Origin of the sequence: Nocardia sp. NPDC050793, from assembly GCF_040654065.1 — a bacterium.
GTDB lineage: Bacteria > Actinomycetota > Actinomycetes > Mycobacteriales > Mycobacteriaceae > Nocardia.
Genome location: NZ_JBFAHG010000002.1, coordinates 428,115 through 441,825, shown reverse-complemented (window position 1 = coordinate 441,825; position 13,711 = coordinate 428,115). Strand labels below are relative to the sequence as shown.

The following is a 13,711-nucleotide window of genomic DNA, read 5'->3' as shown; positions in this document are numbered from 1 at the left end:
ATATTTCGGACTTCGAGGTAAGTATCCCCACCTCGACGTACGGTCTTGTCGACTCTACCTGCGCGGACGACTATCGGTTCCGGCGCCGCGAACCAGCAATCCAGAACCGAAGGGGCACATAATGTCCGAGCAGTCCACCCGTTCCGTCTCCGTCATCGGCCTCGGTCCAATGGGGCAGGCGATGGTGCGGGCCTTCCTCGACGCGGGCGTCGAGGTGACCGTCTGGAATCGCAGCACCGCCAAGGTCGACGCGATGGTCGAACTCGGCGCGAAGCGGGCCGCGACGGTCGCCGACGCGCTCGACGCCAACGAGGTGACCGTGGTCAGCCTGACCCACTACGCCGCCATGTACGACGTGCTCGGCCAGGCCGAGGACCGGCTGGCGGGCAAGGTGATCGCCAACCTGTCGTCGGATTCGCCGGAGAAGGCCCGCCGGGGCGCGGCGTGGGTGCGCGAGCGCGGCGCCCAGTTCATTTCGGGCGGCGTCATGTCGGCGGGCGACAACATCACCCATCCCGCGTCCTACATCTTCTACAGCGGTCCGCGCGAGGTGTTCGACGCGCACGCCGAGCTGCTGCGCCCGCTGAGCCCGCAGGAGTATCTCGGCGAGGACGACGGTCTGGCCCAGATCTTCTACCAGGCGCTGCTCATCACCTTCCACCCGTGGCTGCTCGCCTTCGACCAGGCCACCGCCGTGATCGCGAAGTCGGGCCACGACGTCGCCCAATTCGTGCCGTTCGCGGTGCGGTCCAGCGAGGCCTATCCCTACTTCATGCAGGAGTTCTCCGCCGCCAACCAGGCGGGCGGCTGGGCCGACCTGGCCAGCTTGAAGATGATGGAGGCGGGCGCGCAGCACATCATCGACGCCAGCGAGGAGGTCGGCGTCGACGCCACCTTCTCGCACACCGCTCAATCCTTCTGGCGCAAGGCCATCGCCGCCAGCGAGGAGCGCGGCAAGGCGGTCTCCACCTACGAGCTCATGCTGGGTGAGCGCGCGGCGGACGGGGTGTGAACCGGCCGGACGCGGCCCGCTCGGTGACGGTCATCGGCCTCGGCGGCGGGTGCGGCGCACGTCGTCGAGACCGGTGACCAGCTCGGCGTGGACACCGCGTTGCTCCGATCGGCGCGGGCGATCTGGGATCGGGTGCTGGCGGAAAGCGAACGTGCCGGACGACCGGTGCCGACGTACCGATTGCTTCGCGGCACCGATGCCTAGCATGTGTCGTACGAAAAGAATTGTTGCTCAGGCAGTTTCGGACCCGGAGCCGAGGCGGGGGAACGGGGCGGTGGAGAAGACGACCTCCACCGCCACCTCGAAGTACTCCGCGATGCGCAGCGCGAGGTGCAGGCTCGGGCTGTATTCGCCACGCTCGAGGTAACCGATCGTCTGGTAGTGCACGCCGAGCGCCTCCGCCAGCTCGCGCCGGGAGATGCCGCGCTCGGCGCGCAGCATGGCGATCCGGTTGTAGATGACCTCAGTAGGCACGGTGCATGGCCTTCTCGCGTCGGGCGGCGACGCTGGAACCCGATTCCCGCCGAGCCATCCTGCGCAACAGGATCGGCGCGAGGGCGAATCCCGCCGCCGCCCAGATGCCGAGCACCGCAATGGTTTCCACATGCCGCCAGGAGCCGCCGAGCTCGACGGTCGCCGCCTCGTCCGGCAACATCGCCGCGCGCATGCCGAGGCCGAGCCAGTAGATCGGGAAGCACTGGGCGATCCCCTGCACCCAGCCCGGCATCGAGGTGATCGGGTAGAAGATGCCCGACACCGCGGCCAGACCCATGATGGGCATGGACGCGAACCCGATCCCGCGCGGGCTGGCGAACAGCGAACCGATGCACGCGCCGATGGGCAGGGTCGCGAGCATGCCGAGCAGCACGATGCCGATCAACGACAGCCACGCGCCCGCGGTGTCCAGCGCGACATCGCCCACCACGAACAATCCGGGAACGAGCACGATGACGAACGGCACGAGCACCCAGCCCGACACCGTGACCACTTTGCCGACCAGGTAGCCGACCATCCCGTTCGGAGTCGCCTTGGCGCGCAACAGGGTTCCGTCCTCGCGCTCCAGACTGAGCAGCTGGGCGATGCCGAAGATGCCGTTGAACGAGACCAGCATGCCGAGAATGCTCGGCAGCGCGAGCGTCCCGAGCCCGAAGCTGCTCGAACCGAACGTCGCGTTGCGCATGAAGATCAGCACGACGACCATGATGACCGGCCAGAACAGCAGGCCGAACAGATCCTGGCCATTGGTCACCGTCTGCCGCAACTCGATCGCTCCGCGCGACAAGCCCGCGCGGACCGCGTTCGTGATCGGGTTCATCGCGTCACCTCCTCCAAGGCGTGGACCTCGTTCTCCAGCTGACCGGATTCGAACTGCCGCACCAGTGTCATATACGTGTCCTCGAGCGACGCGCGCCGCACCTCCAGTTCGCCGATCTCCTCGCCGTACTGCTTGAACAGCTCGTAGACGAACTTGGTCGACTCGGTGGTGGTGTGCACGAAGCGCTGGCCGTCGCGGGTCCAGCGCACCTCGGCTTCGCCCGCGATGCGGCGGGACAGCTCGTCGGCCGAACCGTCCGCGATGATCCGCCCACCCGCCAGGATCAGGATGCGATCGGCCAGCTTCTCGGCCTCGTCCAGATCGTGCGTTGTGAGCAGGATGGTGGTGTGCAGGTCGTCGGCCAAACGGTGGATGAGGTCGTGGAAATCGCGCCGGGCCTGGGGATCGAAACCGGCCGTCGGCTCGTCCAGGAACAGCAGTTCCGGGCGGCCGACGATGCCGATGGCCACGTCGAGCCTGCGCCGCTGACCGCCGGACAGTGACATGATCTTCGTGCCCGCCTGTTCGGTCAGGCCGACGGCCTCGATGAGTTCGTCGGTGTCCCACGGCCTGCGGATTCGCTCGGTACCGTACGGCGCGTAGTATCCGCCGAGATTCGAAAGCAGCTCGCGCACACGCCATTTGCCGTGATCGCGCCAGGATTGCAGGACGACGCCGATGCGGGCGCGCCAATCCTCGCCGCCGTGCGCCGGATCGGCGCCGAGCACCTCGACCCGGCCCGCCGACCGGATGCGGAAACCTTCGAGTATCTCGATCGTGGTGGTCTTGCCCGCGCCGTTGGGCCCGAGCAACGCCAGCACTTCACCGTGCCGAGCCTGGAAGCCGACACCGTGCAGGACGTCTTTCGCGCCGTACCGCATTCGCAGACCCTCGACGTCGATCACGACGCCATCGCCCACAGTCATGGCACCCTCCCGTTGTGTGGACCGGATGATTCGTAGCATAACTACTACATCCCGAGGGGACAATGCTTTATTCGACGGCCGATCATGGTGGTCGCAGGCTGCTCGACAGCTGTGGCGGGCGCTCACCGACCCGGCCTTCGCCGCGCGCTACTGGGGCGCCGCCTTCGGAACCGATTGGCGCACTGGCTTACCGATGACCTGGGCGCCTGCTGAACAGTCACCAGCCAGCCGCCTCCACGCCTGCTTCACCGTCACGGCCTCGTATATCCAGCCGCTGGCAACGGAACTCGCCGCGCAGTGGCGATGCCGCATCGAATCTGCCCGAGCGCGAGGCGAAATTCGACAGACCGAACGCATTCGCCACTGCGTTTTCGGAAGCTTATGAAGGGCAAAGTATCTCGGGTCGTCGATGATGCCGCCGCTCGCCCTCCGGTCACCGCCCGCTTTTCGATCCAGTTCGACGCCACGCCGCGCTGGTCGTTGCCTTCCGGCTCTTCGTTATTCAGCCTTAGCTATGCCCGACACCTGCCCCACCTGCTCGTGGTCCTCGCCGATGCTCGTTTCCTCGCATCGCTCTGTTCGCTATTTGCGCTGCGTGTGCGGTAGATGGCTGGTCTCGCACGGTGGTGGGGTGGATTTGGTCGCCGAACGTGGTAGCGCCGTCGAGCGGAGGACCGCGGAGCATCTCGAACTGATTCCACTTCCCGAGGGCTGAGCGGGAATTCGGCCGCTGGTGGTCGAAGCATTTACGGCGTACTGCCGTTGACAATAGCGGTCGGTGTGCGATTCGGCTGGTGGGTCTTTATCTTTCGGGTTCTCGGCGAATCCGGGAGCGCTGGCATACGGCGCACGGAGATTGTTCCGTAGCCCCGGTCGAGCGAGTCGGGTCGCGATCGCCTCGGCTCGTGCCGACGCCGGCAGGCCCTCGTCACGCCCTCGGCGTCCGCCGGACGTCTACGTGTGCATCCACCGCAATCTCTGACGGACGGCGGGCCCGTGAAAACGAGAGCAGTGCTCTTGACTTTGTGCGCGCATGGGTGGACCATTGGTCTCAACAGAGAGCAGTGCTCACAAAGGAGTCGTCATGAACGCCACCACCCGCTACATCGCCCCCACCGGCCTCGACCCCATCATGAACCGCGTCTTCAACTGGCTGCCCAAGCTCGGAATCAGCATCGCGGGATCCCGGCTGCTCGCCGTGCGCGGCCGCAAGAGCGGGGAGTGGCGGACCACGATGGTGAACCTGCTCGTCGACGAGACCGGCACGCGCTACCTGGTCGCGCCGCGCGGGCATACGCAGTGGGTGCGGAACCTGCGGGTCGCGGGCGAAGGGGAGCTGCGGCTCGGGCGCAAGGTGCAGCCGTTCGCGGCCGCCGAGGTGGCCGACGCGGACAAGGTGCCGGTGCTGCGGCTGTACCTGGAGAAGTGGGGCTGGGAGGTCAACCGCTTCTTCGAGGGCGTCACCAAGGACGCGAGCGACGCCGAACTGGCCGCCATCGCACCGGGTTTCCCGGTCTTCCGTATTGCGTGAATCAGCGGGTGGCGAGGAATTCGATGGCGGCGGCGTAGCCCTGAATCCCCATGCCCGCGATCACCGCGGTGGCGATGGGAGAGATGAAGGAGTGGTGCCGGAATTCCTCGCGGGCGTGCACATTGCTGATGTGCACCTCCACGATCGGCACTTCGGGGATCACCAGCGCGTCACACAATGCGACCGAGGTGTGGGTGAGCCCGCCGGGATTGATGACGATCGCCGACTCGGCACCGCGCGCCTGGTGGATCCGATCGATCAGCGCGCCTTCGTGATTGGACTGGAACGCGACGATCTTCCTGTCGAACCTCGCCGCGGTCCGTTCGCACAGTTCGACCACGTCGTCGAGCGTGGCCGAACCGTACACCTCGGGCTGGCGGGTGCCGAGCATGTTCAGGTTCGGCCCGTTGAGGACCAGGATCGGGGCGGTGTCGGCCATGGGCCAACCCTAATGGGCGCGGCCGCAAGCCGAACCGCGCCCGGGCCGAGCCGGACCGCCCCGCCCGCAACCCCCGCTCACAAACCCTTCGGGCCCTCCGACCTCAGATCGTCGACCTTGCGCATCGCCGTGCGCAGCTCCTCGAGCCACGCCTCGGCGTGCTTGCCCGCCAGCTTCACCGTCCAGGCCAGCGCGTCGGAGCGGGAGCGGGCGACGCCGGAATCGACCAGGGTGTCGAGCACTTTGCGCTCCGGCTGGCGCAGCCGCGTCATCACCGGAACGGCGAGCTGGGTGAACATGATTCGTTCCCCGTCCACCGAAACGCCCCACGCCACGTTGCGGCCGTAGCGGCGCTGGGCCTCGCCCGCGATCTGCATTCGCGCCGGGCGGGTGGATTCGCGGAAGCGGGCGATGGCGCCCTCTTTCGTGGCGGCGGGGACCTTCTCGGTGGGCGCTTCGGCGTCCTCGGCGTCGGCGGTCTCGGGCTTGGGCAGCGGCAGTTCGCCGATGACCACGATCTCGTCGCGGTCCACCTCGATGACCGGTTTGCCGACGAACCAGTCGCCGGGCAATCTTCCGGCGAACCAGTCGGGCACATCGGCGGGATCGGGGAGGTCGGCCTGCTGCCAGCCGCCGGGGCGTCCGAAACCTCGTCCGCGATGTTCGTGCTTCATGACGAATCTCCTTTGCATTTCTTGCAATGATTACAAGATTACGCCGCAAGGATGCGCGGTGGTTTCGCTCTGTGTGAACAGGGTGGGAAAGGGGTATTCCAGGGAGGTCGTACTGTGCCGGGCGCGCGCTGTCCGGGACGGATCACCGACCGGGAGGGTTCTCGCCCACGTTCGCGTTTCGGCAGGTACGGTAGCGGCGCCGGTTATCGCCTTGTGACTGGACGACGTTATGGATCGGGACATTCGGACGCACTTTTCGGGCACAATTGACAATGCTGAGCATGGGTAACGGCCCGGTCACCGGGACGTCGCAAAGAGGTTCATTTCAGGTACGGTGGTCTTGTTGCTGGAGTGACAAGAGTGAAGAGTGGGCGACATGGATGTGAGGGGATTTCGCCGCTTTCGGGTTAGGGGCGCACTAGCACTCGCGGGAGCGGCGGCTGTGGCAATCACCATGGGGTCCTGCGGGTTTCATCAGGAGCCCAACGAGCCCGCGGCCGTCGTCGAGCGCTTCACCGAACTCCTCGACAACCAGGATTACAAGAAGGCATCGGAGCTCACCTCCTACCCGAACGCCGCTTCGGCAACGCTGAAGCAAATGTTCGAGGGTCTGCATCCGGGCAAGGTCGACTACCAGAAGACCCAATTCATCGGCCTCGACTCGCAATCGGCGATCTTCAGCATGGACGTCGACTGGAGCTTCGGCGAGAACAAGAACTGGGGCTACAGCATCCAGGGCACGGTGCGCAAGCTCGCGATCGGCTGGCGGATCTCCTGGGAGCCGTCGGTCGTGATGCCGCAGTTACAAGGCAACCGCACCGTGAAGCTGGTGCGCACCACGCCGAAGCCGCCGCCGCGGGTCCTCGACATGGTCGGAGCGCCGTTGATGCACGAGCAGGTCATCAACGTGATCAAGCTCGACCCGTCGAAGATGCCGGACCAGGTCGCCTCCACCGACGCGCTGGCCAAGGCCATCGAGCCGGTCGCGCCGCTGATCACCGGCCCCGCGCTGAGGCAGCAGCTGGCGTCCTCGCAGGGCAAGCCGATCGTGGCGGTCAACCTGCGCGAGGGCGATTTCGCGATCCTGGAACCGCGCATGGCGCCGATCCCCGGCGTGGTGATGGAGAAGCACCCGCGGCTGATCTCCTCGGATCGCCGGGTCTGGTCGCCGCAGCTGGACGCGCTGCGCAAGGTCTGGGAGACCAGCCAGGACGAGCACTCCGGCTGGGGCGTGCAGATCTTCGAGCCGGACGGGCGATTCATCAGCCAGGTCGCCGGCTACCAGGGACCGCCGGGGCCGGACATCATCGCCACCATGGATCAGCGGTTGCAGCGCGCCGCCGAGGACGCGGTAGTGAGCGTCGGCACGCCCGCGACCATCGTGGCGATCCAGCCGTCCAGCGGCGCGGTGGTCGCTGTCGCGCAGAACAGCCAGGCCAGCGAGCACGGACCGATCGCGTTCACCGGTCTGTACCCGGTGGGTGGCAACATCGAGCTGTTCCGGGCTGTCGCGGCCATCGGTAACGGCAAGGCCCCGCAGGACGTTTCGGTGCAGGAAGCGGCGGAGGCTGCGAGCAGGCTCGGCATCGGCATCGACTTCCAGGTGCCCGGGCTGGACGAGGTGACCGGGCGGCTGGCCATCGCCGGACGCAGCGCCGAGCAGGTGCGCCAGGGCGGCGGGTCGGACGCGGTGCTGGCCAGCCCCTTCGGGATGGCGATCGCGGCGGCGTCGATCGCGCGCGGCGAGGTGCCCGCACCGAAGATCGAGGTCGCCAACACGGGCCGCACCGACGCGCAGCTGACGCCGCTGGGCGGCGAGCTGACCGAACGGCTGCGCACCATGCTGCGCGAAGCGACCGGCGCCCCCGATCTGGCGCCGCTGCGGCCGTACCCCGTGATCGCCTACGCGGCGAAAGCAGGCGAGGACGGCTGGCTCATCGCGAACATGGGCGATCTGGCATTCGCGGTGCACATCAACGACATCGACAGCGGGAACGCCACCTCGCGGATGGCCGCCAGGATGTTGCAGTCGCTGGCCGCGCCGGAGCCGTGATCGCCGCGCTCGGGTCAGCGCGCTGATCGATCCGCGCCGACCGCTTGTTCGCTCGGCGCGGCCGACGGCCGATCAGTTCAGCGCTTGGATCGCCGCGCGCCAACCGAGCAGGAACAGTGCGAGCACGGTGGCCGCGACCAGCACGAAGCTGAACGCGACTCCCTGTCCGCTGATCGCGCGCAGCACCATGCCGCCGCAGAGCGTGCAGAGCCACACCAGGACTCCCGTTGGCCACACCAGGGTTCCGTCGGCGCGTCCCGTGCGGCGCGCCACCACGATCGCCACGGCCCATCCGATCGCCAGTCCGATCGCGAACGGCCACAGCGTCTTCAGCAGACCGGCTATCACCGCCTCGTCGTGACTGCGCCGGCCGATGACGCAGAACAAGATCACCAACAATGCGTCGACCGCCACCGGAACCAGTCTCTTCACGGGCGCAAGCGTAGTGCGGCATCGTTTCGATCTCGATCTCGACACCGATCCGAAACTGGCCCTGGTCAGTCACTCGGCCGGGACGCCGGACGCCGTTCAGAGGGTGCGGCGCGTCTCGAATTCCTGCTCGTAGGCGGCGTCGTCGGCCTGGGGTGTGCGGAAGAGGAAGGCGAAGACGATCCAGCCGACGATGGCGACCAGGACGAAGCTGACCAGCCGATAGACGAACGCGGCGGCGACCGCCTGGGCGGCGGGCAGACCCGCGCCCGCGGTGAGGCCGTAGATCAGGGTCGCGTCGACGTAGACGATGCCGCCGGGGGCGAACGGGATGGAGCCGACGGCTTTACCAGCGGTGAAGGCGATGAGCAGGCCGGCGAGTTTCGGTTCGGCGCCGACGGCGTAGCAGGCCGCGCCGAGACAGGCGACGTCGCCGAACCGGTGCACCAGTGCCCAGGCCGCTACCCAGACGCCGTCGCGCTTGCCGAGATCCACCGACTCGAGCTGGGTCAGGATCTCGGCGACCTTGCTCATGCCGTGGTCGGCGGGACGCTTGCGCACCCGGTTGACCAGCGCGAGCAACCGCCGCAGCACCTTCTCCAGCGAGCCGGGATTGCTCGAGATGTAGTTGCCCACCCAGATCAGTGCAGCCACCGCGGCGAGCGAGAGCACGAGCTTCAGCGGTCCCACCTGATTGCCGACCAGCAGTGCGCCGCCGACGCCGAGCAGCGCGAGCCCGGCTGTCGCGATCACGCCGGAGATGACCAGCTGCCAGGACGCCACGATCGGACTCGCGCCCCAACGCCGGGTCTGCCGGTAGGTGAACGCGGTGGAGAACACCTGGCCCGCGGGCAAGGTCACCGACATCGCGGTAGCGCCGTACACGACCGCCACGGATTTGCGCTGACTCACATCGACGCCGCCCGCGTGCAGCAGTTGTTTCTGCACGCGGCCGAATCCGCTCATGGCGAGCGCTTGAAACCAGATACAGGCCGCGACCCAGCCCCAATGAATTTCGGTGAGCTTCTGCCAGGATTCGTTGAGCTGCGGCCACAGATAGACGGCTTCACCGAGCAACAAGGCCAACAGCGCGGCGCCCAGCAACCACTTGACCCACCAGAATTTGCCCCGGCCTTGCTCGACGGTGGACGTTCGCGGTGCAGGCTCGCCCGCTGTATCCCCGTTGGCCGTCACCTCGTCAGCCTAGCGAATCTGCTGTTCGAGCGTCGGCATCGGTGCGCGGGTCGGCGCCTTCTTTCGGCCAGGCCAATCGGGTTTTCCGGCGGCGGCCGCGCAGCTGCACCTCTTCGCCTTCCACCCAGAACTCCTGCTCGCTTTCCTCCGCGAAATACAGTGCACTGCCGGAGGCGAGTACCCGGCCGGGTTGATCTTTGGCCAATTCGGTCAATCGGGAAGCCTCGTTCACCGGGTCGCCGATCACTGTGTATTCGAAGCGGTTGGCGGCGCCGATATTTCCGGCGACCGCCAAACCCGCGGAGACGCCGATGCCGATGTCGAGGCCGGAGACCTCGCGCAATGCTTCGCGGAGTTCGCGACCCGCCGCCAGCGCCGCGGTGGGCGCGTCCGGCCGGTCCAGCGGCGCGCCGAAGATGGCGAGCGCGGCATCGCCGACGAACTTGTTGACGAACCCGTGGTGCCGGTCGATCACGTCGACCACGATCCGGAAGAACTCGTTGAGCAGGCTGACCACCTCGGTGGGCGGCCGTTCGGCGGCGGTGGCGGTCGAGCCGACCATGTCGACGAACAACACCGCGACGAACCTGGTCTCGCCGCCCAGCTCGGTGCCGTAGTCGAGGGCGCGCTGGGCGACCTCCTCGCCGACGTGCTGACCGAACAGCTCCTGGAGCTCGCGGCGCTTGGCCGCCTCCTCCATCATCCGGTTGAAGCCCACCTGGAGCAGGCCGATCTCGCTGCCGTCGAACACCTCGACCTGCACATCGCGGGCGCCCTCCTGCACCCGGTCGATGGCCTGGCTGAGCTGGCGCACCGGGTCGGAGATGCTCGAACCGGTGAGCATCGACAGTGCGAGCGCCTGCAGGATCACCACGCCGCAGAGCAGCAGGATCGAGATCGCCAGCGACTGGGCCGAGAACTTCACGTCCGAGGAGATCTGGGTGACGCACAGCAGCACGATGGCGATGGTCGGCGCGAAGGTGCCCATGCCCCAGGTCATCGCCATCCTGGTGCCGACGCCCGCCGTCAGGGTGTGATCGAAGGTGCCCTCGGTCAATGCCTGCGCCGCGACCGGACGCAGGATGCGCTCGCCGAGCATGTAGGTGAAACCGAACACGATGGTGGCCGCCATGCACTCGGTGACGATCACCGCGCCCGCCAGCGCGGGCGTGTCGGAGATGATGAGGCCGGCCAGCACCGCGCCGCCGATCAACCACAGCGCCAGATGCAGGATCGCCTGGCGCAGCGGCGCGTGCAGTGCGGCCATCTGTTCCTGGCGGCTCGGCGGACCGCCGCGCATCTGCCAGCGCATGACCGGGCGCAGCATCAGCGCCGAGGCGGCGAGGCTGAGCAGTCCGCCGGTGATGAAGACGAGTGCGGGGATGAGCAGACCGGTGCGTCGGGTACCGGCCGCCTCGCCTTCCGGAACGGGGAGTCCGTATTGGATGAACGCCCACACCAGCACCGCGCCGAAGGCGTTGGCCAGCAGCATCGATGTCAGGTAAAGCGGCCAGCGCGTATGCATGGTCTGCTTGACCGCTTCCAAGGGCGCTGACACGCCCCCTAATCTAGCGTTTCGATCATTCGTCCACGTGGGGCTGTCTCCCGCTTCGGGCTCGGTAGCCCGTTACCCTCGACGAGGTGACCGAGCTCGAGGAAGGTCCGCGCCGGGGTTCCGCCGCGGACGCGGTGCACCCGATCGTCCGGCAGACCGCGGAGTGGGCATGGCGGCTGCTGGTCATCTTCGCCGCGGTGATCGCCCTGGTGATGATCGTGCAGCGGCTGGCGACCGTCGTCATTCCAACGGCCATCGCGCTGCTGGCGGCCGCGCTGCTCGCTCCGCTGGTGGACTGGATGCAGCGCCTAGGCCTACCGAGATGGGTCGGGGTGTTCGTCTCGCTGGTCGGCTCGCTGGGGCTGGTCGCTGGCATTCTGACCTTCGCCGTCGAGCAGTTCGTCGCGGGCGTGCCGCAGCTGTCCGACGAATTCACCGGCAGCATCCACAAGATCCAGGACTGGTTGATCAACGGCCCGCCGCAGATGAGCGACGACCAGATTCGCAACGCGGGCGACACCATCGTCAAGACGATCCAGTCCAATCAGGCCAGTCTCACCTCCGGCGCGCTCACCACGGCCACAGTGATCGGGCACATACTGACCGGAACCTTCCTCACGCTCTTCATCCTGATCTTCTTCCTCTACAGCGGCGATCAGGTCTGGGAGTTCGTCACCCGGATCGTGCCGACCGCGCACCGGGAACGGGTCCGGCTGGCCGGGCAGCTCGGCTTCGGCTCGCTGGTCGGCTTCGTGCGGGCCACCGTCGTGGTCGCGGCCGTCGACGCCATCGGCATAGGAGCCGGGCTGGCGATACTCGGGGTGCCGTTGGCGCTGCCACTGGCCTCGCTGGTCTTCATCAGCGCGTTCATCCCGATCATCGGCGCGTTCCTCGCCGGATTCATCGCGGTGTTCATCGCATTGGTCACCAAGGGACTGGTGACAGCGCTGATCGTGCTCGGCATCATCATCGCGGTGATGCAGCTGGAAAGCCATGTGCTGCAACCATTGCTGCTCGGCCGGGCGGTGAGCATCCATCCGCTGGCGGTGGTGCTGGCGATCGCGGCCGGAGTGGTGCTCGGTGGGATCGCGGGCGGTCTGCTCGCGGTGCCGTTCGTCGCGGTGATGAACACGGCCATCCGATCGCTGCTCGCCGATAGCCCGGAGGAGGCGTTCGGCGAGTTGCAGACGGCCGAGCACCGGCTGTATTCGGCGGAACCGGACCGGCCGGATCCGGGGAGGTTCGACGTCGAGGCGACGCTCGCCGAGGAAGTCGCGCTGCTGAGCAAGGCGCGCGGCGGCGACGCCGACGTCGGACGCCGGGATGCCGATGAGCCCGACCGCGCCGACTGAGCTCGACCCCGCCGACGCGGCGACCGCGCCGCTGTGGCGGGCCGTGCAGGCGTTCCGGCTCGTCACGCTGCTGTACGCGGTCGGCCAGCAGATCGCGTCCGTGCCCTACTACCAGAACCAGCGTCTGAGCTGGGTGTTCATCGCGCTGATGGTGGTCTGGTCCGGGCTGTCGGCGCTGATGCTCTCGCAGTGGCGGGACGACGTGGCCCGGGTGCGGGTCTGGGTGGTGATCGGCGACCACATCGTGGTGATCGGGCTGGTCGCCGCCACCCGGCTGGTCGCAGACTACGACTGGTACCACGGGCACCAGACCCTGCCGACGACCATGTGGGCGGCCAACGCGGTGATCTCGGCGGCCATCCTGCGCGGTCCGGTCGCGGGCATCGCGTCCGGGCTGTCGATCGCGGCGGTGATCATCACCGTGCGCGACCAGTGGGGACAGGACGTGTGGGCGGACGCGACGGCGCCGGTGCTCGTCTCGGTGGGCCTCGCGCTCGGGCTGGCCGCCAACACTGCCCGGCGCGCGCAGGAGCAGTTGCAGCGCGCAGTTCGGCTGACCGCCGCGGCCGAGGAGCGCGAGCGGCTCGCCAGGGAAGTGCACGACGGCGTGCTCCAGGTGCTCAGCTACATCAAACGACGTGGCAGCGAAATCGGTGGTCCCACCGAGGAATTGGCATTGCGCGCCGGGGAGCAGGAGGTGGCGCTTCGTGTGTTGATCTCCGAGCAGGGCGTGCGCGAGGACGCGGGCGGCGCCGAGGTGGATCTGCGTCCGCTGCTGACCGTGCACGCGACGCCGAAGGTGTTCGTCGCGACTCCGGGCGAGCCGGTGCGGGTGGGGCGTTGGGCCGCAGGAGAAATCGCCGCCGCCGTCGCCACCGCCTTGGTCAACGTCGAGCTGCACGCCGGACCGGACGCGAAAGCCTATGTGCTGCTGGAGGACACGGGCGACGAGCTGATCGTCAGCGTGCGCGACGACGGCATCGGCATCGCCGCGGGCAGGTTGGCCGAGGCGGAGGCCGAAGGGCGGATGGGGGTTTCGCGATCGATCGTCGGGCGGATCGGCGCGCTCGGCGGTATCGCGGAACTGCTCACCGAAGGCAGCGCGGGCGAGGGCGTGGAATGGGAATTCCGTATCCCGCGCGACGCACGATGACCTGGTGCTTCTGGCACGATGAACGGTACGGCGAAAGGAGTGGTGCGGTGACCGATGACGGTGCGGCCGGGACCATTT

The 13,711-nt window shown here is 67.7% G+C and carries 14 protein-coding genes; 6 read left to right on the top strand and 8 right to left on the bottom strand.

Annotated elements, in window-relative coordinates; all coding sequences use genetic code 11:
• Positions 1-121: 121 nt before the first annotated feature.
• Positions 122-1,012: an NAD(P)-binding domain-containing protein gene (locus AB0H50_RS07525; RefSeq protein ID WP_357448273.1), complete on the top strand. Its 891-nt coding sequence runs from the start codon at positions 122-124 to the stop codon at positions 1,010-1,012.
• A 231-nt stretch (positions 1,013-1,243) separates the two neighbouring features.
• Here AB0H50_RS07525 and AB0H50_RS07520 read toward each other — a convergent pair whose 3' ends face one another.
• From AB0H50_RS07520 to AB0H50_RS07510, 3 genes are read right to left on the bottom strand one after another with little or no spacing between them, the layout of a single operon-like run.
• Positions 1,244-1,486: a helix-turn-helix transcriptional regulator gene (locus AB0H50_RS07520; RefSeq protein WP_174555485.1), complete on the bottom strand. Its 243-nt coding sequence runs from the start codon at positions 1,484-1,486 to the stop codon at positions 1,244-1,246.
• On the bottom strand, positions 1,476-2,327 hold the full coding sequence (locus AB0H50_RS07515; RefSeq protein ID WP_357448271.1) for an ABC transporter permease: 852 nt from the start codon (positions 2,325-2,327) through the stop codon (positions 1,476-1,478). The genes AB0H50_RS07520 and AB0H50_RS07515 overlap by 11 nt, the downstream gene beginning before the upstream one ends.
• Positions 2,324-3,253, bottom strand: a complete 930-nt coding sequence (locus AB0H50_RS07510; RefSeq protein WP_357448269.1) for an ABC transporter ATP-binding protein — start codon at positions 3,251-3,253, stop codon at positions 2,324-2,326. The genes AB0H50_RS07515 and AB0H50_RS07510 overlap by 4 nt, the downstream gene beginning before the upstream one ends.
• 381 nt (positions 3,254-3,634) lie before the next feature.
• Here AB0H50_RS07510 and AB0H50_RS07505 point away from each other — a divergent pair, with 381 nt between their 5' ends.
• On the top strand, positions 3,635-3,859 hold the full coding sequence (locus AB0H50_RS07505) for a hypothetical protein (RefSeq protein WP_357448267.1): 225 nt from the start codon (positions 3,635-3,637) through the stop codon (positions 3,857-3,859).
• A 478-nt stretch (positions 3,860-4,337) separates the two neighbouring features.
• The gene (locus AB0H50_RS07500) at positions 4,338-4,784 is read left to right on the top strand and encodes a nitroreductase/quinone reductase family protein (protein ID WP_357448265.1); all 447 of its coding nucleotides are present in this window, start codon (positions 4,338-4,340) and stop codon (positions 4,782-4,784) included.
• 1 nt (position 4,785) lies between these two features.
• On the opposite strand, the gene aroQ is transcribed toward AB0H50_RS07500, so the two are convergent.
• Positions 4,786-5,223: a type II 3-dehydroquinate dehydratase gene (gene aroQ, locus AB0H50_RS07495; RefSeq protein ID WP_357448263.1), complete on the bottom strand. Its 438-nt coding sequence runs from the start codon at positions 5,221-5,223 to the stop codon at positions 4,786-4,788.
• 77 nt (positions 5,224-5,300) lie between these two features.
• A complete protein-coding gene (locus tag AB0H50_RS07490) occupies positions 5,301-5,897 on the bottom strand; it encodes a hypothetical protein (RefSeq protein ID WP_357448261.1) in 597 nt (198 codons plus the stop codon).
• Between the two features lie 442 nt (positions 5,898-6,339).
• Between AB0H50_RS07490 and AB0H50_RS07485 the strand changes: the two genes are divergently transcribed.
• Positions 6,340-7,950, top strand: coding sequence for an NTF2-like N-terminal transpeptidase domain-containing protein (locus AB0H50_RS07485; protein WP_357448259.1), 1,611 nt, complete (start codon positions 6,340-6,342; stop codon positions 7,948-7,950).
• A gap of 72 nt (positions 7,951-8,022) precedes the next feature.
• On the opposite strand, the gene AB0H50_RS07480 is transcribed toward AB0H50_RS07485, so the two are convergent.
• The 3 genes from AB0H50_RS07480 to AB0H50_RS07470 form a co-directional block, all read right to left on the bottom strand.
• Complete coding sequence (locus tag AB0H50_RS07480; RefSeq protein ID WP_357448257.1) at positions 8,023-8,382, bottom strand: DUF3054 domain-containing protein; 360 nt, start codon at positions 8,380-8,382, stop codon at positions 8,023-8,025.
• Between the two features lie 96 nt (positions 8,383-8,478).
• Entirely contained in the window at positions 8,479-9,573 is a 1,095-nt protein-coding gene (locus tag AB0H50_RS07475) for a YbhN family protein (RefSeq protein WP_357448255.1), read from the bottom strand.
• Between the two features lie 4 nt (positions 9,574-9,577).
• Positions 9,578-11,098, bottom strand: coding sequence for an adenylate/guanylate cyclase domain-containing protein (locus AB0H50_RS07470; RefSeq protein WP_357449350.1), 1,521 nt, complete (start codon positions 11,096-11,098; stop codon positions 9,578-9,580).
• A gap of 116 nt (positions 11,099-11,214) precedes the next feature.
• On the opposite strand from AB0H50_RS07470, the gene AB0H50_RS07465 reads away from it, so the two are divergent.
• Positions 11,215-12,480, top strand: a complete 1,266-nt coding sequence (locus AB0H50_RS07465; RefSeq protein ID WP_357448253.1) for an AI-2E family transporter — start codon at positions 11,215-11,217, stop codon at positions 12,478-12,480.
• On the top strand, positions 12,452-13,633 hold the full coding sequence (locus AB0H50_RS07460; RefSeq protein ID WP_357448251.1) for a DUF5931 domain-containing protein: 1,182 nt from the start codon (positions 12,452-12,454) through the stop codon (positions 13,631-13,633). Before AB0H50_RS07465 ends, AB0H50_RS07460 begins: the two co-directional genes overlap by 29 nt.
• Positions 13,634-13,711 lie beyond the last annotated feature (78 nt).

What these genes read in the sequence shown, in the direction of transcription:
- AB0H50_RS07515 (WP_357448271.1), bottom strand. Translation starts at nt 2,327, where the DNA reads ATGAACCCGATCACGAACGCGGTCCGCGCGGGCTTGTCGCGCGGAGCG.
- AB0H50_RS07490 (WP_357448261.1), bottom strand. Translation starts at nt 5,897, where the DNA reads ATGAAGCACGAACATCGCGGACGAGGTTTCGGACGCCCCGGCGGCTGG.
- AB0H50_RS07470 (WP_357449350.1), bottom strand. Translation starts at nt 11,098, where the DNA reads ATGCATACGCGCTGGCCGCTTTACCTGACATCGATGCTGCTGGCCAAC.
- AB0H50_RS07460 (WP_357448251.1), top strand. Translation starts at nt 12,452, where the DNA reads ATGCCGATGAGCCCGACCGCGCCGACTGAGCTCGACCCCGCCGACGCG.
- AB0H50_RS07510 (WP_357448269.1), bottom strand. Translation starts at nt 3,253, where the DNA reads ATGACTGTGGGCGATGGCGTCGTGATCGACGTCGAGGGTCTGCGAATG.
- aroQ (WP_357448263.1), bottom strand. Translation starts at nt 5,223, where the DNA reads ATGGCCGACACCGCCCCGATCCTGGTCCTCAACGGGCCGAACCTGAAC.
- AB0H50_RS07500 (WP_357448265.1), top strand. Translation starts at nt 4,338, where the DNA reads ATGAACGCCACCACCCGCTACATCGCCCCCACCGGCCTCGACCCCATC.
- AB0H50_RS07505 (WP_357448267.1), top strand. Translation starts at nt 3,635, where the DNA reads ATGAAGGGCAAAGTATCTCGGGTCGTCGATGATGCCGCCGCTCGCCCT.
- AB0H50_RS07525 (WP_357448273.1), top strand. Translation starts at nt 122, where the DNA reads ATGTCCGAGCAGTCCACCCGTTCCGTCTCCGTCATCGGCCTCGGTCCA.